This window comes from Bacillus sp. sid0103 (genome assembly GCF_019219025.1).
In genome coordinates, this window is sequence record NZ_JAHUWN010000040.1 from 17,847 (window position 1) to 39,234 (window position 21,388).

The window sequence follows — 21,388 nt, forward strand, 5'->3', positions numbered from 1 at the left end:
TAGTTAGAATATTCGTGTTTTTGGGGGCTTGTTATGAAATTTCGCCGCAGTGAACGTTTGATTGATATGACAAATTATTTATTAGACCATCCTCGTCAATTAGTACCGCTTACTTTTTTTGCTGAACGTTACGCATCCGCGAAATCATCAATTAGTGAAGATTTGGCTATCATCAAAGAGACGTTTGAAAACAGAGGAATTGGAACCATCCAAACCGTACCTGGGGCATCAGGCGGGGTAAAATTTTTTATAAAAGTAAGTCATGATGAAGCAGCGCCTTTTATCAATGAATTGTGTAAACTTATTGCCAATCCTGACAGGCTATTACCTGGAGGATATTTATACTTAACCGATATTTTGGGCGATCCACAGGTCGTCCAAAAGGCTGGGCGCATTATTGCCTCTGCCTATACTGATGCAAAAATAGATGTTGTGATGACTGTTGCCACAAAGGGAATTCCGCTTGCCTATGCAGTAGCGAGTCAGTTGAATGTTCCTGTTGTGATTGTCCGAAGAGATAGTAAAGTTACGGAAGGTCCAACCGTCAGCATAAATTATGTGTCAGGTTCAACAAAGAGAATCCAAACAATGGTCCTATCGAAACGCAGCATGAAAGAAGGTTCACGTGTCCTCATTGTCGATGATTTTATGAAAGCTGGCGGAACAGTCATGGGAATGATCAGCATGCTTGAGGAATTTAATGGACATCTGGCTGGAATTGCTGTTTTAGTAGAGGCAGAAAAAATCCAAGAGCGGCTCGTCGATGAATATACTTCGCTCGTACAATTATCGGATGTAGATTTGAAAGAAAAGAAGATTAATGTTCAAGCTGGCAATTATATAAAAAGGCTATTTTCGCATTAATTGTTGTTTTCGTATAAGTCATCAAATCGTTTTCCTAGATGCTTCTTGGTATCTTTTCGAAAAACATTGGGAAGAATCGGATAGTGATTATTGTAAATGATCTTATTATGATACAAAACCAACAAAGTTGACGAAAAGAGCCTTTAAAAAAATAGATGGAGGGAATAAGAATGAAAGTAGTTCAAACAAATCAAGCACCGGCTGCTATTGGCCCATATTCACAAGGAATCATTGTTAATAATATGTTTTATAGTTCAGGGCAAATTCCATTAACAGCAGATGGTTCTTTGGTAACAGGTGATATTAAAGAACAAGCCCACCAAGTGTTTCAAAATTTACAGGCTGTGCTGAATGCTGCGGGTGCATCATTTGAAACCGTTGTAAAGACCACGGTATTCATAAAAAATATGGATGAGTTCGCCGCATTGAACGAAGTTTATGGCGAATACTTCTCCTCTCATAAACCAGCTCGTTCGTGTGTTGAAGTGGCACGTTTGCCTAAAGATGTATTAGTGGAAATCGAAGTAGTCGCACTCGTTAAATAAGATTTGTTTTTATTTACTTCCATCTTTACATGAAGTTCACTAATTTGCCCTAATTTTTCAAAAATATTTTGAAAATAAAGAAGGATTTTTGAAAATATTGTTGAATTTATTTATTTAGCTTTTTATCTATAGAAAAGGGTGTGAGCACATGGAAGTAACTGACGTAAGATTACGCCGCGTTAGCACAGATGGAAGAATGAGAGCGATTGCATCAATCACTTTGGACAATGAGTTTGTTGTTCATGACATTCGTGTTATTGACGGAAACAACGGTTTATTTGTAGCTATGCCAAGCAAACGTACTCCTGATGGAGAATTTCGTGACATTGCGCATCCAATCAATTCAGGAACACGCGGTAAAATCCAAGAAGCTGTTTTGGCTGAGTACCACCGTCTAGGTGAATTGGAAGTAGAATTTGAAGAAGCCGGAGCTTCCTAAGGATTTTTACAACTAGGGCCTTTCTTCTATGAAGGCTCTTTTTATTGTGCAAAAGCACTCTTGAGGCAGTCGTTCAATTCATACCATCATTCCTTCACACATCATCCTCGTTCAACACTCCAACCTAAATAAACTCATTATTACAAAAATAGACACTTCCCTCACATACCTTGAAAAGAACGTCCAATTACGTTAATATTTTTAATGGATAAAAAGGTTAATTGGGGGACTGTTCATGTCTAATCGTTATGCTGTGATTTTAGCCGCGGGACAAGGGACGCGGATGAGATCTAAGCTATATAAAGTATTACACCCAGTATGCGGAAAACCGATGGTGCAACATGTGGTTGATCAAGTAATGAAGCTTAATATACAAGAAATTGTCACCATTATTGGTCATGGGGCAGAAATGGTTCAAGCACAATTAGGCGACAGCAGTCAATATGCTCTTCAGGATCAGCAGTTAGGAACTGCCCATGCAGTAGGCCAAGCACAGAGCATTCTCGAAGGCAAAGCAGGTGTGACAATTGTTGTTTGTGGTGATACACCATTGATCAAAGCTGAGACAATGGAAGCTTTGTTTAAACATCATGAAGAGTTAGGGGCAAAAGCCACGATTCTCACAGCGAGAATTGAAGACCCGACAGGATATGGCCGAATCATTCGTAACGCCGACGGTTTGGTCGAAAAAATTGTTGAACACAAAGATGCCACTGAGGACGAAAGAAAAATTAATGAAATCAATACAGGAACTTATTGCTTCGATAATACGGCATTATTTGAAGCGTTAAAGAATGTATCGAATGACAATGTTCAAGGCGAATACTATTTACCAGATGTAATTGAAATTTTAAAGAAACAAGGGGAAGTTGTCACAGCTTTCCAAACCAATGAGTTGGAAGAAACCTTAGGTGTGAATGACCGCGTGGCTTTAGCAGAAGCGGAGCGGATTATGCGCAGTCGTACGAATGCAGCCCATATGAGGAACGGAGTCACCATCATAGACCCTCTCAACACCTACATTGAAACAGATGTCGAAATCGGACAGGACACGGTTATCTATCCAGGAACGATGATCAAAGGCAAAACGGTGATCGGAGCAGATTGTCTGATTGGGCCGAATTCCGAAATTGATTCATGTGAAATTGGTGCAGAAACGGTAGTCCGTCAATCAGTTGCACATAATAGTTCTATCGGGGCACATGTCAATATTGGGCCATTTGCTCATATTCGTCCAGAATCGTCGATTGAAGATGATGTGAAAATAGGCAACTTCGTCGAAATTAAAAAAGCTGTCTTTGGAAAAGGAAGCAAAGCCTCCCATCTAAGTTATATTGGTGACGCAGAGGTAGGTTCCGATGTAAACATCGGCTGTGGTTCCATAACCGTTAATTACGACGGTAAAAATAAATTTTTAACCAAAATTGAAGATGGAGTCTTTATTGGTTGTAATTCAAATCTAGTTGCCCCTGTTACCATTGGGAAGGGTGCATATGTGGCAGCTGGTTCGACGATTACAAAAGATGTACCAGGTGAAGCCTTATCCATTGCCCGGGCACAGCAAGTAAATAAAGAAAATTACGTCCAAAAGCTGAATCGTAAGAAATAAGCGAATGAATTTAGGAGGCTATCATGTCGAATCAATATTTAGACCCAAATCTTAAGGTATTTAGTTTAAATTCAAATCGTCCGCTTGCAAGAGAAATTGCGAAATTCATCGGTGTTGAATTAGGTAAATGTTCGGTAACAAGATTTAGTGACGGAGAAATTCAAATTAATATTGAAGAAAGTATCCGTGGCGGTGATGTTTATGTCATCCAGTCGACAAGCCAGCCTGTTAATGAAAACATCATGGAATTATTAATCATGATTGATGCATTAAAAAGAGCCTCTGCTAAAACCATTAACATTGTAATGCCATACTATGGCTATGCACGTCAGGATCGTAAGGCACGTGCCCGTGAGCCAATTACAGCTAAATTAGTGGCAACCCTGCTTGAAACAGCTGGAGCAACCCGTGTTATCTGTCTTGATTTGCATGCACCACAAATTCAAGGATTCTTTGATATACCAACTGATCATTTAATGGGAGTTCCTATCTTAGCAGATTATTTTAAAGCTAGAGAATTCCAAGGGGACGTTGTCATTGTTTCCCCAGACCATGGCGGTGTAACAAGAGCTCGTAAAATGGCAGAACGGTTAAAAGCACCGATTGCGATTATTGATAAACGTCGTCCAAGACCAAATGTCGCGGAAGTAATGAATATTGTTGGTAATATTGAAGGCAAAATCGCGATTTTAATTGATGATATCATTGATACAGCCGGTACCATTACATTAGCTGCAAATGCATTAATTGAAAACGGGGCAGCGGAAGTTTATGCTTGCTGTACTCATCCTGTATTATCTGGACCAGCGATCGAAAGAATCCAAAATTCGAAAATTAAAGAATTAGTTATCACTAATTCAATTGCACTTCCAGAAGAGAAAAAGATTGATAAAATTATTAATTTATCGGTGGCTCCACTTCTTGGTGAAGCGATTATTCGTGTTCACGAAGAGCAATCCGTAAGTACTTTGTTTGATTGATCAAACATTTAAGGGTCTGGCCAACGTGGCCGGATCCTGTTTCTGTTTGCGCAGGACATTTTCCTATTTTGGATAAACTGTCTAAAAAAATGTTTAGACCATCCTATTTTGGGGCATTTTTATATAGACAGTTTTTGATAAAATAGGAGGGTGAATACACATGAGTAGTGTTTTACAGGCAAAGGAACGGAAAGAATTCCGTCACTCCGCATTAAAGCAAATTAGAACAAATGGAAATATCCCAGCGATTATTTACGGATCAAAGGTTGATAGTAAGCCTGTCTATGTAAGTTCAACTGATTTAACCAAAACGATCCGGCAAGTCGGCAGAAATGGAATCATCTCTTTAGATGTGGACGGCAGCAAACAGGATGTCATCTTAACCGATTACCAAGAGGATTCTATTAAAAAGGAAATTATCCATGTTGATTTCTTGGCTGTCGATAAATCCTCTAAGATTCATGTAGAAGTAAGACTTGTTCTCACTGGTGATGCAGCAGGTGTAAAAGATGGCGGCGTCTTACAGCAGCCGCTTCATCAATTATCGATAACATCAACACCGGATAATATCCCGCAGCAGATTGAAATGGATGTAACGAACCTGCAGGTCGGCGAAACGCTAACCATTGCCGACATTCCATATCAAGGATCTTCTTTCACGATCAACCATGAGAACGATGAAGTGATCGCTTCGATTCTTCCTCCTAAACAGGAAGATGAAATTAACTCTGGTGAACAACAAGAAGAAGGACATCCTGATAAGGAAGAGGGAAGAGAGACTACTCCAGAATAAAAAGACAGCTACACTTGGGCTAGACATTGTTCACTGTTCACTGTAAATTAAGAGTAGCAAGGCGTAATCTTTAAAAGGTTACGTCTTTTAACGCATTACGATCTCATGGGAGAAAAAGCGATGTTTCGAAAACTATTTAAAAGGTTGGCTAAACCGGAAGAGGTGGGACCCAAAATGAAATTAATTGTTGGTTTAGGTAACCCTGGAAAACAATATGAACAGACTAGACACAATATTGGATTTGAAGTCATTGACTCACTATCAAGTAAATTTGCCATTCCGCTTAACCAGTCCAAATTTAAAGGATTATATGGATTGGGTTTTTATAATGGTGAAAAGGTTATTTTGTTAAAACCACTTACCTATATGAATCTATCTGGAGAATCGATCCGAGCGGTCATGGACTATTATGAAATTGATCAAGAAGATTTGCTTGTGATTTATGATGACCTTGACTTGCCAGTCGGAAAGATTAGACTAAGACAAAAAGGAAGTCCAGGCGGTCATAATGGCATTAAGTCGACTGTAGCTCATCTTGGGACCCAGGAATTTAACAGAATCAGAATAGGGATTGACCGCCCCCAAGCAGGAATGAGCGTGCCTGATTATGTCCTGGGCCGATTCCGTCCTGATGAAAAGGCTCCGATGGAAGAGGCAGTGAAAAAAAGTGCAGATGCCTGCACAGCGTGGCTGGACAAACCTTTCTTGCAGGTAATGAATGAATATAATCAGTAATGGCTGGTTTTCGTAAAGATTATTGTTTTTCGTATAAGCTCATCAACCCATATTCCAAAAACTTCGTGGCATCTTTTCGTAAGAACATTAGCAAAAATGGCTTAATAATCTTAGTAAATGCCTCTGTATATGCTCCGTAAGCAACAAAGTTTACTAAAAGAGCCTCAGTAATGATTCATGATTTACCCATTCGTTTCATACAATAGAGGAATAAAAAGATATGGTGGGTCATTATGAGAGCGATTTCTAACTGAATAAGTTCCTCCTATAAGGATAATACTAATAAGGAATCCTAGATTAGGGAGGGACAGGCGTGGCCATCCATTACCATTGTCGGCATTGTGGTACGAATCTCGGTACGATTGACAAAGCATCCATACACAGCGAGGCTCTCGGTCTTCATAAATTAAATGATCAAGAAAGACTGGAAATGGTTGCGTATGACTCATCCGGCGATATTCACATCACAGCCATTTGTGAAGACTGTCAGGAAGCTTTGGAGCGGACTCCAGATTACCACCAATACGATTTCCTTATTCACTAACTTTGCTTTGGAGCTTCGTCCAAAGCGTTTTTCTATTTTAATTTACTAATATAAGAATGTTAATCATATGATTTTTGATGGAAGAAGGAGGGGGGAGAAACCTTGAAGGCGTTAAAATCGTTATTCCTCAAGCAGGAAGATGTCCACTCTGTGATTGCAGGGGTGGAAGAAGGATTAAATGAGCAGCTGATTGCCGGGTTATCGGGCTCGTCTCGAACTGTCTTAGCAGCGTCTATTTACGAACAAATGCAAAGACCGATCATGCTTGTCACCCACAATCTATTACAAGCCCAAAAACTTTATGATGATATTGTCAATCTATTAAGTGAAAAGGAAGTTTTTCTGTTTCCTGCCAATGAGTTAATTGCTGCCGAAATGAGCATTGCCAGTCCAGAGTTAAAAGCGCAAAGAATGGAAGCCTTAAACTACTGGAGCAAGCATAGTAAAGGGGTCTTAATTGTCCCAATAGCCGGGTTGAAGAAGATTGTACCTCCTAAGTCTTTATGGAAGAAATACCAACTCTCGTTAAAATTAGGAGAAGATATAGATATCGATCAGACCTTACATACATTTGTGAAAATGGGATATGTTCGGGCCGAAATGGTGACCACACCGGGAGAATTTAGTGTAAGAGGCGGAATCATAGATATTTACCCGCTTACGGAAGCAAATCCGGTCCGGATTGAATTATTCGATACAGAAATTGATTCGATTCGTTCTTTCTCCTTAGAAGACCAACGTTCGAAAGAAAAGGTTTCAGAGATTCTGATTGGACCTGCAACAGAAGTATTGTTAGAGGCGGATCATTATAGCCGTATGGTTGAAAAACTTGAGGCTGGATTAGGGCAGAGCCTTAGAAAACTAAAAGACGATAAAGCCAAAATGCAGCTCTCTCAGAATATTAGTTTTGAATTGGAACAGTTAAAAAATGGGCAAAAGCCTGACCAAGTCTTTAAATACCTGTCACTAGCCTACGATAGGGCTAGTAGTTTACTAGACTACCTTCCAAGTAATGGCATAGTAATTGTTGACGAAATCAGCCGTGTTCAAGAAATGAATGAGTCCTTAGTAAAAGAAGAGGCGGAATGGTACACAAGTTTACTTGGGACCGGTCAGATTGTCCATGATTTACATATTTCTCATGACCTTGCTGTGCTTTTGCAAAAAAAAGAATTGCCTATTGTTTATATGTCCTTATTCCTGCGTCATGTAGCCAATACCAGTCCACAAAATATTATTAATGTTTCCTGCAAGCAAATGCAAAACTTCCACGGGCAAATGCATTTATTAAAGGCAGAAGTCGACAGATGGAAAAAAAGCAATTATTCTATTTTATTTTTAGGACCGGATGAAGAGCGGGTCAAAAAGCTGGAGCGTGTCCTTGAGGACTATGAAATTAGTGCGAGCGTTACCAAGAGTGGACAACAGCTGCTGCCTGGTAAGGTCCAGATTATGCAAGGAAATCTGCAAACAGGTTTTGAGCTGTCGATCCAGAAAATCGCTGTCATTACCGAGGAAGAACTATTTAATAAACGGGTCAAAAAATCTACCAATCGCCAAAAACTATCAAATGCGGAACGAATTAAGAGTTATTCGGAGCTTAAAGTTGGTGATTATGTTGTTCACGTTAATCATGGAATCGGTAAGTATTTAGGAATTGAAACGCTTGTTATTAATGGAATTCATAAGGATTATCTCCATATTCGTTATCAAGGAACAGACAAACTGTATGTCCCAGTAGAACAAATTGACCTGGTTATGAAGTATGTCGGATCGGAAGGTAAAGAGCCGAAGATCTATAAACTGGGCGGAACGGACTGGAAAAAGGTCAAGAAGAAGGTTCAGTCCTCTGTTCAAGATATTGCTGATGATTTAATTAAATTGTATGCAGAACGGGAAGCAGCGGTGGGCTATGCCTATACCCCTGATGGAGATTTACAAAGAGAATTTGAAACATCCTTTGCGTACCAAGAAACAGATGATCAGCTGCGCTCCATTCATGAGATTAAAAGAGATATGGAAAGGCCGCGTCCGATGGATCGTCTCCTTTGCGGAGACGTGGGTTATGGAAAAACAGAGGTTGCGATTCGAGCTGCCTTCAAAGCAATCGCTGACGGAAAACAGGTAGCACTTTTGGTTCCGACAACGATTTTGGCCCAGCAGCATCATGAAACTTTACGGGAAAGATTTCAAGATTATCCGATTAATATTGGCCTGTTAAGCCGCTTCCGTACGAAAAAACAACAAACGGAAACGATTAAAGGGTTGAAGGCAGGGACGATTGACATTGTCGTCGGTACACACCGCCTGCTTTCTAAGGATATTGTGTACCGTGATTTAGGATTGTTGATTATTGACGAAGAGCAGCGTTTCGGAGTGACCCATAAGGAAAAAATTAAAAAGTTAAAAACGAATGTTGATGTATTAACCTTAACGGCCACACCGATTCCGCGTACCCTGCACATGTCAATGCTCGGTGTCCGCGATTTATCTGTCATTGAAACACCGCCTGAAAATCGATTCCCTGTCCAAACGTATGTAATGGAGTACAATGGATCATTGGTCCGGGAAGCCATCGAAAGGGAACTAGCCCGGGACGGACAAGTATACTTTTTATATAATAGGGTGGAAGATATCGAACGAAAAGCCGAAGAAATATCGATGCTTGTCCCGGATGCACGCGTGGTTTGTGCCCATGGCCAAATGACAGAAAATGAATTAGAAACGGTCATGCTGGGCTTTTTAGCCGGAGAATTTGATGTCCTTGTTAGTACCACCATTATTGAAACCGGTGTGGACATCCCGAATGTGAATACCTTAATCGTCTTTGATGCAGATCGGATGGGGCTTTCCCAGCTTTATCAGCTTCGCGGTCGTGTCGGCCGGTCCAATCGTGTCGCCTATGCCTATTTCACTTATCGAAAAGATAAAGTATTAACGGAAGTCGCCGAAAAGCGTCTCCAAGCCATTAAGGAATTTACGGAGCTGGGTTCCGGTTTTAAAATTGCAATGCGTGATTTATCGATCCGTGGAGCAGGAAATTTATTAGGTGCCCAACAGCACGGCTTTATCGATTCCGTTGGTTTTGATTTGTATTCACAGATGTTAAAAGAGGCAATTGAAGAGCGAAAAGTAAGCATCGGAGTAACGGGAGCTGCTGTCAAAAAATCGGTCGAGATTGACCTTGAAATTGATGCCTATATCCCTGACACATATATTAAGGATGGGCATCAAAAGATAGAGATGTACAAACGGTTTAGAGGTGCCGAAACCCTTGAGGATATAGAAGAACTCGAATCGGAAATGCTTGATAGGTTTGGTGAGTATCCAGACGAGGTTGCCTGCTTATTTCAAATCGCTGAGATGAAAGTTTATGCACTTTTAAATGGTGTCGATCAAATTAAACAGACCAAACAGGAAGTCACCATTTTAATAAATGAAGAGGTAACCAACACCATTGATGGCAGTAAGATTTTCCAAATTGGCAGCCAGTTTGGCCGCAATGTGTCCCCGGGAATGGAAGGTCCAAGACTGAAAATTGTCATCAAGACAAAGGACTATCCATCTTCACAATGGCTGAATATTGCCTTTGAGATGGTTAAGGGAGTATCCCAAGCGAAAAAAGGTCATAAAAACCCAGTAAATTAAGGCAGCACAAAAATGGATTTGATTCAGTTATTTAGTTCGACCGAACGATATGAAAAGAAAGAAGCTTTATCCAATTTGGGATAATCCTATGATATTTGAAAAAATATTACGATTATGTATATAACTTTCCAGATGAAAGATACTAAGTTCAAAGTTGGTGATGGTTACAATAAAAGGAAAGATTATCATCGCCAAGTTGAATAATCATCAGATGAAAGTGAGGCAACATTGGATGAAAGCAACTGGAATAGTTCGTCGAATCGATGATTTGGGTCGTGTTGTCATTCCCAAAGAAATACGCAGAACTTTGCGTATACGCGAAGGGGATCCGTTAGAGATTTTTGTGGATCGAGACGGAGAAGTCATCTTAAAAAAATATTCACCTATTAGTGAATTAGGTGATTTTGCGAAAGAATATGCTGAAGCCCTTTTCGATAGCCTCGGAAACCCTGTATTGATATGTGATAGAGATTCTGTTATCGCAATGGCTGGAGGTTCTAAGAAAGAGTACTTAAATAAAAACATTAGTGATGTCGTTGAAAAAACGATGGAAGAACGAAATTCAGTCCTGAACAATCAAAAAGGCGACATTGCCTTAGTAGATGGACATGAGGAAGCATTAACATCCTATACGATTGGACCCATCATTGCAAATGGTGATCCAATCGGGGCAGTTATTATTTTTTCTAAAGAAGGAACTCTCGGCGAAGTGGAACAAAAGGCGGTTGAAACTGCAGCAGGTTTCCTCGCACGACAAATGGAATCCTAAAAAAGACAGCGAGAGCTGTCTTTTTTATTTGACTTCGATAAACCAGCATGTTGATTTCCGCTCCAGGCGCTCAGCGCCGCGCGGACGGTCCGGGAGTATCCTCGGCGCTAGTCGCCTCCGGGGGTCTGGGTCTCCCTTGACTCGGTCCTTTTGCAGGAGTCTCGCTGTATACGCATCCAATCATTCTGTGGCAAAATAAACAATCAGCTTTAACATAGCCTTTTATTTAGTTAAAATGGTCTCTCAACATGATATAATAACCTTCGAGTTTGTATTTTTTGGTAGGTGGATGAATGAAGTCTGTGAATCAATCAAAGGCTCTGTTTAGAGGGGCTTTTATCTTAATGCTTGCGGCGTTAATCACCAAAATTTTAAGTGCTTTTTATCGAATTCCCTTTCAGAACATTGTCGGAGATATTGGTTTTTACATATACCAGCAAGTGTACCCGTTCTATGGGATTGCCATTGTCCTTTCCACGACAGGCTTTCCGGTCGTTATTTCTAAGCTATATGCAGAGCAGAAACAAAATGGTGATGAAGTAAAATCACGGCTCCTGCTGTTTGTCTCATTTATTTATTTGCAATTATTTGGTTTTCTTTGTTTTTTGGTTCTTTATTTTGGGGCAGGCAGGATCGCTGTTTGGATGAATGACCCTCAACTATCCATTCTATTACGGGTTGTCTCGATTGTGTTTTTGCTGTTTCCGTTGATGTCAATCCTGCGCGGCTATTACCAAGGGATTGGCAACATGGTTCCGACTGCCTTATCCCAGGTCGGAGAACAGTCGACACGGGTAGTAACGATTCTTTTCCTGTCCTATCTGTTTATGGAAAAAGATTATTCACTATATCTTGTCGGCGGCGGGGCCATGTTTGGCTCGATTACAGGCAGTATGGTTTCAGGAATCATCTTGTTTATGTTTTTATGGTTCCGTAAAGAATGGAAGGTAATAGCCCCTAAACTAGGGATATTTCAAAGCTATGTTGGCGAGGCCAAAAGGATCTTCAAGGCACTAGTCTTTCAAGGTCTAACGGTTTGTATCAGCGGGATGCTGATGATTTTTATCCAATTAGGAGATTCCTTAAATCTCTTCTCCTTGCTGGTTTCAAGCGGGATAGAACAAGACATGGCAAAGGGGCTTAAAGGGATATTTGACCGGGGGCAGCCGCTAATTCAGTTAGGTACCATTGCGGCGACCTCGATGTCTTTAACACTCGTTCCCTTAATCACAAGGGAACGTTTATCGGCCAAACCGGAGTTTTTACAACACAAAATTCAAGTAGCGCTAAAAGTAAGTGTCATTATTGGTGTTGGGGCATCGGCAGGACTCTGGGCAATTATTGAACCAACCAATACAATGCTTTTTGAAAATAACGCTGGGTCTGAGGTCTTAGGTGTACTTGGTTTTTTAATTTTATTTACATCAATTACATCAACAATCATTGCGATTATGCAGGGGCTTGGTGTCATGCTGTTTCCCGCAATCGCTGTACTATGTGCCTTTCCAGTGAAATATATTCTAAATAGTGTGTTCGTGCCCATATATGGAACAATGGGTGCCGCCATTGCTTCGCTGGTTTCATTAGGACTCGTCACGACTTTGTTATTCGTTCACTTTAAAAAGATAGCACCGTTTTCATTATTTTCTCTGCACTTTTGGCGGACAGTGTTAATGGCGACAGCGGCAATGGTCCTTTTTTTAAAAGTTTATTTATATATGTGGGGCTCTCATGATGTGGGACGAATAGAGGCCGTCTTTCAATCGTTGAGTTCTGCGATATTGGGTGGATTCCTCTTCTTATTGGTGATGATTAGAGGTAGAGTGTTTCGTAAGGAAGAACTATCATTATTTCCATTTGGAAGTAAATTAATAAAATTAATGGCCCGAAAGGATCGAACTAAATGGTGAAAAAGATTGAAATTCTTGGTTTAGGTGCAGGAGATTTGGAGCAGCTCCCCGTTGGTGTGTATAAGAAATTACTGAATGCAGGTGAGGTATTTTTACGGACGAAAGAGCATCCAGTTGTTGCGGAATTGGAGAAAGAAGGCTTTATCTATACCTCCTTTGATGCAATTTATGAAAAGCACGATCAATTTGAAGAAGTATATGAAGAAATAGTCCAGACCCTACTGGGTAAGGCTGACCGCGAGACGGTGGTTTATGCTGTCCCTGGACATCCACTAGTGGCGGAGCGGACCGTACAGCTGCTGTTAGAGTATGGTCCACAGCGGTCGATTGAAATTACCGTTGGCGGTGGTCAAAGCTTTATTGACGCCTTATTTACGTCGGTAAAAATGGATCCAATTGAAGGGTTTCAATTACTGGACGGTACATCCCTAAACAAAGAGCAGCTGCAAATTGACCAACATATGATTATAGGCCAGGTATACGACCAATTCGTTGCATCCAACATAAAATTAACTCTGATGGAAAAATTGCCTGATGATTACATGGTGTATATCGTAACGGCTGCCGGCAGCAGTCAGGAAGTCATCGAAAAAGTACCATTGTATGAGCTGGACCGAAATGTTTCAATCAACAATCTAACGTCTGTTTATATCCCGCCCGTCAAAGAGGAACAGATTCTCTTGAAGAATTTTTCAAAGCTTAGGGAAATTATTGCGGAACTTAGGAGTCCAACGGGCTGTCCATGGGACCGGGAACAAACCCATGAATCGTTAAAAAAATACTTAATTGAAGAAACCTACGAAGTGATTGATGCCATCAATAGCGGCGATATTGACCATTTAATCGAAGAGCTAGGCGATGTGCTCCTCCAAGTCATGCTTCACGCGCAAATTGGTGAGGATGAGGGTTATTTTTCAATTGATGACATTATTGAAGGTCTATCAGCGAAAATGATTCGACGCCATCCCCATGTTTTCGGAACTGGTAAAGCCGATAACGCAGAAGAGGTTGTTCAAAATTGGCAGGAGATAAAGAAACAGGAAAAGGGTGATGTACCGACTTCTTTATTAGAGGGAGTGTCGATGGCATTACCAAATCTGCTAAGAGCGTTTGAGCTCCAAAAGAAAGCAGCCAAGGTTGGTTTTGATTGGCAGGAAATTACCCCTGCCTTGGAGAAAGTGAAAGAAGAGTTCGAAGAATTTGTGCATGAATTAGATGGAACAGAAGAAGGCATGGTCCGAGCCAAAGGGGAATTTGGTGATTTATTATTTGCATTTGTGAATGTAGCCAGATTCTTAAAGATCCAACCAGAAGAAGCCTTGTTTGAAACGAACGAAAAGTTTACCCGCCGGTTTCAGTTTGTCGAGGAAAAGGTCAAGGAAAGCGGCCGGACATTTGCGGAACATACACTCGAACAACTTGACCAGTATTGGGACGAAGCAAAACGAACAGGTATGTAAAAAAGCGGAAGTGCACTGAGAGCTGGAGCTGTACAGTAAAGTTACAACTAATATTTCAATAAGGGGGACACAGACATGCGTCTTGATAAATTTTTAAAAGTTTCTCGTTTAATTAAAAGAAGAACGTTGGCAAAAGAAGTATCAGATCAAGGACGAATCGAAATTAATGGAAAAGAGGCAAAGGCTAGTTCAATCGTTAAAGTCGGTGATGAATTAACGATCCGTTTAGGGCAAAGGAAGGTAACGGCGCGGATTGATCGGATTCAAGATACTACCCGCAAAGAAGATGCGGCAGAAATGTATACGATTATTAACGAAGAAAGAATTAGCACAACAGAATCCCCCTTTTAGGAACGGGGTTCTAATTCACCTATCCCTCACATAAAATTTATCAAAAAGGTTGTACAAATGATTGTGAGGGATGTTAATGAGCCAATATTATGAGAGTAATCCGGCAAAGAGCAGTGTTCCAGACCATGATGTCATCATGAGGGGCCGAAAGTTGCTTGATATCACGGGTGTTAAACAAGTAGAAAGTTTTGATAATGAGGAGTTTTTACTCGAAACTTCAATGGGATTTTTAGCGATCAAAGGGCAAAACCTGCAAATGAAAAATTTAGATGTAGAAAAGGGGCTTGTTTCAATAAAGGGGAAAATTTTTGATTTAGTTTACCTCGATGAACATCATGGGGAGAAAGCTAAAGGATTCTTTAGTAAGTTATTCCGATGAACCTTTCGACTCAATTCTTCACATTGCTTTCGATGATTGGAATGGGCACATTGTTTGGGGCAATGTTCGACACCTATCAACGGTTTTTAAATCGGCCGAAACGAAAGCAATGGATTGTATTTTTCAATGATTTACTCTTTTGGGTTATCCAGGCCTTGGTTATCTTCTATACCTTGTTTTTGGTCAATAATGGCGAGCTTAGATTTTATATCTTCCTCGCTCTTATTTGTGGATTTGCCGCATACCAGAGTTTATTTAAAGGGATTTATCTTAAGTTACTTGAATTTGTCATAAAATCAATCATCGCGATCAGCCTTTTTATCAAAAAGACTTTCCAGCTCTTAATTTATAAACCAATCGTTGGTCTTATTCAGTTACTTATTATCATAATCATTGCGATTGGCAGGGGCCTTTTCTCTCTTGTTAAATTTATTAGCAAGGTATTACTATTTATAGTGAAAATCATATTAGTCCCGTTACAAAAAATCTTGTTAATTTTTTGGAAACTTTTGCCGAAAAGTATTAAAAAATACGTCGAGAAGTTATATAATAGAACGGCAGGAATTTTCAAGAGAATCAGGAATTATATTACTAAGTTTATTAATAGATGGAAAAAACCAAAAGAGTAAGGCGGTGAGGGAAATGGGAGCAGAACAAAAGAGAAGTGTATCTAAGATTCAGACAACCTATGTAAAACAGCAAGAATATGCGGAAATTGCTTCGGCTAGGAAAAAGAAATTATTAGCACGAAGGCTGACGATGTTTCTGGTTTTTGCTAGCTTTCTCTCTTACTTCATGATTTCCAGTAACATTTCCCAAACAGCGAAGCTTAATGCTAAAATCGCACAGAAGAAGCAGCTGAATCACGAGTTAACGAAGTTAAAGGATCAGCGGGACATTCTAAATGAAAATATTATTAAATTAAATGATGATGATTATATTGCAAAGCTGGCCAGAAAAGAATACTTTTTCTCCGAAAAAGGTGAAATTATTTTTAATATCCCAGATGAAAACAAGGGAAAATGAACCATTTTATAGTCATATTGACACTGATTTTTTTCTTTTTGTATAATATAGAGTAAGATTGATTTTTTATACTTTTAAGGAGGAACATTCTTTTTATGTCAATTGAAGTAGGCAGCAAGTTACAAGGGAAGGTAACCGGGATTACTAATTTTGGAGCGTTTGTGGAGCTGCCGGAGGGCTCAACAGGACTCGTGCACATCAGTGAGGTCGCTGATAATTATGTAAAAGATATTAATGACCATTTGAAGGTTGGCGACCAAGTAGAGGTAAAAGTCATAAATGTTGAGAAGGATGGGAAGATTGGACTGTCGATTAAAAAGGCAAAGGATCGACCAGAGTCACAGCAAAGATCTAACTCACACTCACAACGCCCTCGTCAGGGTAGAAATAACGATCGCAATAATGCTAAGCCGGAAAATTTTGAAAGCAAAATGGCAAAATTCTTAAAAGATAGCGAGGATCGTTTATCATCCTTAAAAAGGAACACAGAGTCCAAACGTGGCGGAAGAGGAGCTAAGCGGGGGTAACTTGCTGCTAAACTTTTTATAGATAAAGAGAGGATTCACTTCCTATCAATATCGTAAGACAGGTCATAAATGGACCTGTCTTTTTTTGTTTTATATGAAAAAATCGAAAAAAAGGGTGTCAGGCACCATGTGAATTCTTCACATGGTGCCTGACACCCTTTCATCAATGATGACACTCAACGATGAACGATGACATCCAACGACACTATTTAATATTATTTGAATGATAATAGTGAAAACAGTCGAACGATTTTTTTTGCTTGTTCATCAATTTGACAAACTTTGATGTCTATTAAACTTATAATTATCTGAACAATGAAAAAATAGGGAGTGTGATTTATGGAAAAGACACATGCTAGTTTCATAGAACCTGCCAGTGAAGTTAATCTTCATTCATCCAAATGGGCTTTGCAGAGTGGATTGAAAAAAATTCAACTAATGCTGGAGTCCTTTTTCATAAAAAAGGGGTTCTTGTTATTATTGGTTGGTTTTTTGCTAGGACGGGCCCTGATTTTGGCGAAGTTGACTCCTTTTTGCCTTCCTTATTTTGCCTCTGTTTATTTAATTAAGCGTGATCGGGCACCGCTTGCCTTGATCGGACTTGTAATCGGAGCAGTGACCATTTCACTAACAAACGCTGCCTTTACCTTTATCGTGACCCTTTGTTTTATCGTTATTTTCCGAATAAGCAAGAAATGGGTAAAAAACGAGTTGAAAGCTTTACCTTATTTTGTCGGGATTATACTTGGACTGGGGAAACTAGCTGAAGCGTTTATCCTTTCGACACAATTAACGCTATATGATTTCATGATGGTCGGGGTCCAAACAAGTCTTGCGTTTATATTAACGCTGATATTTTTACAAAGTATCCCATTGTTGACCTTTAACAAACGGAGACAATTGTTAAAAACTGAAGAAATCGTCTGCTTAATTATTATGCTCGCTTCGATCATGACTGGGACGATCGGCTGGAAGGTATATGACTTGTCGGTTGAGCATATCTTGTCGAGATACCTAGTACTAGTGTTCTCTTTTATTGCGGGAGCAACAGTGGGTTCCACCGTTGGGGTGGTCACAGGGTTAATCTTTAGTCTTGCGAGTGTCTCTAGCTTTTACCATATGAGTCTACTTGCTTTTTCAGGTGTTCTGGGCGGTCTAATGAAGGAAGGGAAGAAGATTGGTGTATCGATTGGCTTATTTATTGCCACACTCCTCATCGGCATGTATGGGGAAGGCGGCGATGGCACCATCCTGCTAACAGTTTTGGAAACCGCAGCTGCCGTCTTCTTATTCCTACTCACACCGCAGGTATTAACTTCACGATTGGCAAAATATATCCCTGGTACGCCCGAATACACAGCGGAACAGCAAAAATATATGCGGAAAATGCGCGATGTCACCGCGCAGCGGGTTTCGCAATTCTCGAATGTCTTCCATGCCTTGTCCAAAAGCTTTTCACAAATGGAAGTCCAGCCAAGGGAGGACGAAAGTGAACGGGAAATGGATTACTTTATGAGCAACGTCACCGAAAAAACCTGCCAAACCTGCTTTAAGAAGGAACAATGCTGGGCGAGTAATTTTAATACAACCTATGCCTATATGGAAGAAATTATTCACGAAATGGACCAAAATAATGGGAATGTTTCTTCTAAACTAACACGAGAATGGGAGAAGATTTGCACCCGTTCCAAAAAAGTATATGAATCGATTGGACAGGAATTAACCTTTTTCCAAGCCAATCAAAAACTAAAAAGGCAGGTTCAAGAAAGCCGCAAGCTGGTGGCCGACCAACTATTAGGCGTGTCCGAAGTTATGGAGAATTTTGCGAAAGAGATTCAACGAGAAAGAGAAAATCATCACAAACAAGAAGAGCAAATTATGGAGGCGATGCAATCATTCGGGATCCATATTGAACAGGTAGAAATTTATAGCCTTGAACAAGGAAATGTCGATATTGAAATGTCTCTACCATTTTGCAATGGCCACGGGGAATGTGAAAAGCTGATTGCGCCGATGTTGTCAGACATTCTCGGGGAGACCATCGTGGTTAAAATGGAAGAATGTGCAACCATCCCGAATGATTTTTGCCATGTGACGTTTAGGTCGTCCAAGGCGTATACGGTCCAGACAGGTGTGGCCCATGCCGCTAAGGATGGCGGTCTTGTTTCGGGCGATAGCTATTCGACGATTGAACTGGGGTTTGGAAAATATGCGATTGCCATCAGTGATGGGATGGGAAATGGCGAAAGAGCGCATTACGAGAGTAAAGAAACATTGCTTCTTTTGCAAAAAATCCTCCAATCCGGAATTGAGGAAAAGGTAGCAATTAAATCGGTTAATTCGATCCTTTCACTCCGAACGACAGATGAAATTTTTTCTACATTAGACTTAGCGATGATTGATCTGCAAAATGCATCAGCAAAGTTTCTTAAAATTGGTTCGACACCTAGCTTTATTAAACGAGGAAATAAAATTATTAAAATCCAGGCTAGCAATTTGCCGATTGGGATGATTCAAGAATTTGAAGTAGATGTGGTAAGTGAACAATTAAAAGCCGGCGATTTACTCATCATGATGAGTGATGGGGTATTTGAAGGACCTTTGCATGTCGAGAACTATGATTTATGGATGAAGCGAAAATTACAAGGATTAGAAACAGATGACCCACAAGAAGTAGCTGATTTAATCCTTGAGGAAGTAATTCGATCGAGATCGGAGGTCATCCATGATGATATGACGGTGACTGTTGCAAAAATAAAACATAATACCCCGAAATGGGCATCGATTCCTGTTCAAAAATTAAAGCGTCAAGCCTAAACGAGTTATTTTATACAGTCACCTATTAAAATATGTATAAATCACCTTCTTCCCGTCGAAAATGGTACCAATACATGTAGTGGAGGGAGAAGGTTATGTATACAGGGAAAATTCGCCAAATCTTACTGATTACTGATGGATGTTCCAACCATGGGGACGATCCGATTGCCATGGCTGCACTCGCACACGAACAAGGAATTACTGTTAATGTCATTGGGGTAATGGAAAAGGATACAATTGATGAAAAAGGGATGACCGAAATTGAAGGGATTGCGATGTCAGGCGGAGGAGTAAGTCAGATTGTCTACGCTCAGCAACTATCGCAAACCGTACAAATGGTTACGCGGAAGGCCATGAATCAAACGATTCAAGGAGTGGTAAACCGAGAATTGCAGCAAATCTTAGGACGATCTCAAACAATGGAAGATCTCCCGCCGGAAAAACGCGGGGAAGTGATGGAGGTTGTGGATGAATTAGGAGAAACTGTCGAATTAGAGGTGTTGATTCTTGTCGATACAAGTGCAAGTATGAAACATAAACTGCCGACAGTGAAAGAAGCGCTGCTTGACCTATCTCTAAGCTTAAACGCCCGTACAGGTGATAATCAATTTTCAGTTTATGTATTTCCCGGGAAAAAGAAAGATGTCGAAAAATTGCTGGATTGGACGCCGAAACTGCAAACATTGACAAGTGTGTTTTCCCAATTATCGACCGGAGGAATCACCCCTACAGGACCAGCGTTACGGACAGCTTTAACCTCATTTGATCAAAAACAATCCTTAAGGAGCCTTATTTCACGTGATGATGAATCATACTTTGAAGAATCAATGTAAGGTTAGCCCAGGAACCGTCATTTCAGGGAAGTGGCATTTCAACAAGTACACAATCATTAAGGAACTTGGATTTGGAGCAAACGGAGTGGTCTACCTTGCCAATCATAATAACACCCAGGTAGCGTTAAAAATGAGTGATAATGGGATGTCGGTTACTTCTGAAGTAAATGTTCTAAAATCCTTAGCAAAGGTCCAGGGAACCCCAACCCTTGGGCCTTGTTTGCTTGATGTCGATGATTGGCAGAGTAATCAAGGACTTATTTCCTTCTATGTTATGGAATACATACAAGGTCCTGACTTTTTATCTTTTTTACAACAAAAGGGAAGATCCTGGACAAGTGTGTTATTTTTGCAGTTGTTAAATGATTTAGACAAGCTTCATGAAAATGGCTGGGTTTTTGGTGACCTAAAGCCAGAAAATTTAATTGTCACCGGCCCCCCGCCTAAAATAAGGTGTATTGATGTTGGCGGAACCACGATTCAAGGGAGAGCGATTAAGGAATTTACTGAGTTTTATGACCGCGGTTATTGGGGGCTGGGGTCGAGGAAGGCTGAACCCTCGTATGACTTGTTTGCTGTGGCAATGATTATGATTAATACCGCCTATCCGAAACGTTTGACGAAAACAACGGGGGGGATCTCTCAAATAAGGGAAGCTATTCGTCAGAAGCCAGAGTTATTGGCATGGGAAAAGGTGATTGTAAAAGCACTTCAAGGCCATTATAGCAGCGCAAAACAAATGAGGGCTGACCTTTTAAATCTCATGATTGATAAAAAAATGCCTGACCCGCTTTCTGCAAAGACTGCTGGAACGAGCAAACCGGCACAACAACAAAAACAAAAACAGCACCCTCCAACAAGTTCAGTGGCAACTCGGCCGATAACAAGACAGCACTACCGTAAAAAAAAGAAAAAAAGTGGCTGGATGGAATTTTGGTTAATCGCAATCATATTAGGTCTTTTATATGCATGGTATACATTTAATAAATTACTATAAATGTTTGAAACTATTTCCTAAGTCATCCGTATAAGATTTATACGTCTAAATTTGCGGAAATGAATAGGAAAAATTTCTAGGCATTTTGCAATACCAATGCTTTGATACTTTATTCTTAAAAGTGGTAGACTAAGGTTATTCTTGCGGTAATTAAGTTTTAAA

20 protein-coding genes are annotated in these 21,388 nt (G+C 40.2%); all 20 read left to right on the plus strand.

Annotated elements, in window-relative coordinates; genetic code table 11:
• Positions 1-33: 33 nt before the first annotated feature.
• The 20 genes from purR to KW850_RS29185 all read left to right on the plus strand — a co-directional run bounded on the left by purR (position 34) and on the right by KW850_RS29185 (position 21,226).
• Complete coding sequence (gene purR / locus KW850_RS29090) at positions 34-864, plus strand: pur operon repressor (RefSeq protein ID WP_218351174.1); 831 nt, start codon at positions 34-36, stop codon at positions 862-864.
• A 170-nt stretch (positions 865-1,034) separates the two neighbouring features.
• Entirely contained in the window at positions 1,035-1,409 is a 375-nt protein-coding gene (locus KW850_RS29095; protein ID WP_218351175.1) for a RidA family protein, read from the plus strand.
• A 148-nt stretch (positions 1,410-1,557) separates the two neighbouring features.
• A complete protein-coding gene (gene spoVG, locus KW850_RS29100; protein WP_026565468.1) occupies positions 1,558-1,848 on the plus strand; it encodes a septation regulator SpoVG in 291 nt (96 codons plus the stop codon).
• Between the two features lie 235 nt (positions 1,849-2,083).
• Positions 2,084-3,457 (plus strand): bifunctional UDP-N-acetylglucosamine diphosphorylase/glucosamine-1-phosphate N-acetyltransferase GlmU, encoded by a 1,374-nt coding sequence (gene glmU, locus KW850_RS29105; protein ID WP_218351176.1) that lies wholly within the window; start codon positions 2,084-2,086, stop codon positions 3,455-3,457.
• Between the two features lie 23 nt (positions 3,458-3,480).
• On the plus strand, positions 3,481-4,437 hold the full coding sequence (locus tag KW850_RS29110; RefSeq protein WP_218351177.1) for a ribose-phosphate diphosphokinase: 957 nt from the start codon (positions 3,481-3,483) through the stop codon (positions 4,435-4,437).
• 160 nt (positions 4,438-4,597) lie between these two features.
• Entirely contained in the window at positions 4,598-5,230 is a 633-nt protein-coding gene (locus KW850_RS29115; RefSeq protein ID WP_218351178.1) for a 50S ribosomal protein L25/general stress protein Ctc, read from the plus strand.
• A 174-nt stretch (positions 5,231-5,404) separates the two neighbouring features.
• Complete coding sequence (pth, locus tag KW850_RS29120) at positions 5,405-5,965, plus strand: aminoacyl-tRNA hydrolase (protein WP_218351204.1); 561 nt, start codon at positions 5,405-5,407, stop codon at positions 5,963-5,965.
• A gap of 313 nt (positions 5,966-6,278) precedes the next feature.
• Positions 6,279-6,509 carry an anti-sigma-F factor Fin gene (gene fin, locus KW850_RS29125; RefSeq protein WP_218351179.1) on the plus strand — a complete coding sequence of 77 codons (231 nt, stop codon included), beginning with the start codon at positions 6,279-6,281 and terminating at the stop codon, positions 6,507-6,509.
• Positions 6,510-6,611: 102 nt separating this feature from the next.
• On the plus strand, positions 6,612-10,157 hold the full coding sequence (gene mfd / locus KW850_RS29130) for a transcription-repair coupling factor (protein ID WP_218351180.1): 3,546 nt from the start codon (positions 6,612-6,614) through the stop codon (positions 10,155-10,157).
• A 232-nt stretch (positions 10,158-10,389) separates the two neighbouring features.
• Positions 10,390-10,926, plus strand: coding sequence for a stage V sporulation protein T (spoVT, locus tag KW850_RS29135; RefSeq protein ID WP_218351181.1), 537 nt, complete (start codon positions 10,390-10,392; stop codon positions 10,924-10,926).
• Positions 10,927-11,219: 293 nt separating this feature from the next.
• Positions 11,220-12,836, plus strand: a complete 1,617-nt coding sequence (locus tag KW850_RS29140; protein WP_218351182.1) for a putative polysaccharide biosynthesis protein — start codon at positions 11,220-11,222, stop codon at positions 12,834-12,836.
• A complete protein-coding gene (gene yabN, locus KW850_RS29145) occupies positions 12,830-14,296 on the plus strand; it encodes a bifunctional methyltransferase/pyrophosphohydrolase YabN (protein ID WP_218351183.1) in 1,467 nt (488 codons plus the stop codon). Before KW850_RS29140 ends, yabN begins: the two co-directional genes overlap by 7 nt.
• Positions 14,297-14,371: 75 nt before the next feature.
• Positions 14,372-14,647, plus strand: a complete 276-nt coding sequence (locus KW850_RS29150; protein WP_218351184.1) for an RNA-binding S4 domain-containing protein — start codon at positions 14,372-14,374, stop codon at positions 14,645-14,647.
• A 76-nt stretch (positions 14,648-14,723) separates the two neighbouring features.
• Entirely contained in the window at positions 14,724-15,026 is a 303-nt protein-coding gene (yabP, locus tag KW850_RS29155; protein ID WP_218351185.1) for a sporulation protein YabP, read from the plus strand.
• A complete protein-coding gene (gene yabQ / locus KW850_RS29160) occupies positions 15,023-15,655 on the plus strand; it encodes a spore cortex biosynthesis protein YabQ (protein ID WP_218351186.1) in 633 nt (210 codons plus the stop codon). Before yabP ends, yabQ begins: the two co-directional genes overlap by 4 nt.
• A 13-nt stretch (positions 15,656-15,668) precedes the next feature.
• Complete coding sequence (locus tag KW850_RS29165; protein WP_218351187.1) at positions 15,669-16,052, plus strand: FtsB family cell division protein; 384 nt, start codon at positions 15,669-15,671, stop codon at positions 16,050-16,052.
• A 95-nt stretch (positions 16,053-16,147) separates the two neighbouring features.
• The gene (locus KW850_RS29170; protein WP_218351188.1) at positions 16,148-16,579 is read left to right on the plus strand and encodes a S1 domain-containing RNA-binding protein; all 432 of its coding nucleotides are present in this window, start codon (positions 16,148-16,150) and stop codon (positions 16,577-16,579) included.
• Between the two features lie 339 nt (positions 16,580-16,918).
• Positions 16,919-19,396, plus strand: coding sequence for a stage II sporulation protein E (gene spoIIE, locus KW850_RS29175; protein ID WP_218351189.1), 2,478 nt, complete (start codon positions 16,919-16,921; stop codon positions 19,394-19,396).
• A gap of 95 nt (positions 19,397-19,491) precedes the next feature.
• Positions 19,492-20,229 (plus strand): VWA domain-containing protein, encoded by a 738-nt coding sequence (locus tag KW850_RS29180; protein WP_218351190.1) that lies wholly within the window; start codon positions 19,492-19,494, stop codon positions 20,227-20,229.
• Positions 20,198-21,226 (plus strand): serine/threonine protein kinase, encoded by a 1,029-nt coding sequence (locus KW850_RS29185; protein WP_218351205.1) that lies wholly within the window; start codon positions 20,198-20,200, stop codon positions 21,224-21,226. Before KW850_RS29180 ends, KW850_RS29185 begins: the two co-directional genes overlap by 32 nt.
• The last annotated feature ends 162 nt before the right edge of the window (positions 21,227-21,388 follow it).

Excerpts from the sequence above, each read along its gene's own strand:
- yabP (WP_218351185.1), top strand. The coding sequence starts at position 14,724 with ATGAGCCAATATTATGAGAGTAATCCGGCAAAGAGCAGTGTTCCAGAC.
- spoIIE (WP_218351189.1), top strand. The coding sequence starts at position 16,919 with ATGGAAAAGACACATGCTAGTTTCATAGAACCTGCCAGTGAAGTTAAT.
- yabQ (WP_218351186.1), top strand. The coding sequence starts at position 15,023 with ATGAACCTTTCGACTCAATTCTTCACATTGCTTTCGATGATTGGAATG.
- KW850_RS29110 (WP_218351177.1), top strand. The coding sequence starts at position 3,481 with ATGTCGAATCAATATTTAGACCCAAATCTTAAGGTATTTAGTTTAAAT.
- glmU (WP_218351176.1), top strand. The coding sequence starts at position 2,084 with ATGTCTAATCGTTATGCTGTGATTTTAGCCGCGGGACAAGGGACGCGG.
- KW850_RS29140 (WP_218351182.1), top strand. The coding sequence starts at position 11,220 with ATGAAGTCTGTGAATCAATCAAAGGCTCTGTTTAGAGGGGCTTTTATC.
- purR (WP_218351174.1), top strand. The coding sequence starts at position 34 with ATGAAATTTCGCCGCAGTGAACGTTTGATTGATATGACAAATTATTTA.
- KW850_RS29150 (WP_218351184.1), top strand. The coding sequence starts at position 14,372 with ATGCGTCTTGATAAATTTTTAAAAGTTTCTCGTTTAATTAAAAGAAGA.
- spoVG (WP_026565468.1), top strand. The coding sequence starts at position 1,558 with ATGGAAGTAACTGACGTAAGATTACGCCGCGTTAGCACAGATGGAAGA.
- spoVT (WP_218351181.1), top strand. The coding sequence starts at position 10,390 with ATGAAAGCAACTGGAATAGTTCGTCGAATCGATGATTTGGGTCGTGTT.
- KW850_RS29115 (WP_218351178.1), top strand. The coding sequence starts at position 4,598 with ATGAGTAGTGTTTTACAGGCAAAGGAACGGAAAGAATTCCGTCACTCC.
- KW850_RS29180 (WP_218351190.1), top strand. The coding sequence starts at position 19,492 with ATGTATACAGGGAAAATTCGCCAAATCTTACTGATTACTGATGGATGT.
- KW850_RS29165 (WP_218351187.1), top strand. The coding sequence starts at position 15,669 with ATGGGAGCAGAACAAAAGAGAAGTGTATCTAAGATTCAGACAACCTAT.
- yabN (WP_218351183.1), top strand. The coding sequence starts at position 12,830 with ATGGTGAAAAAGATTGAAATTCTTGGTTTAGGTGCAGGAGATTTGGAG.
- KW850_RS29185 (WP_218351205.1), top strand. The coding sequence starts at position 20,198 with ATGATGAATCATACTTTGAAGAATCAATGTAAGGTTAGCCCAGGAACC.
- KW850_RS29170 (WP_218351188.1), top strand. The coding sequence starts at position 16,148 with ATGTCAATTGAAGTAGGCAGCAAGTTACAAGGGAAGGTAACCGGGATT.
- pth (WP_218351204.1), top strand. The coding sequence starts at position 5,405 with ATGAAATTAATTGTTGGTTTAGGTAACCCTGGAAAACAATATGAACAG.
- KW850_RS29095 (WP_218351175.1), top strand. The coding sequence starts at position 1,035 with ATGAAAGTAGTTCAAACAAATCAAGCACCGGCTGCTATTGGCCCATAT.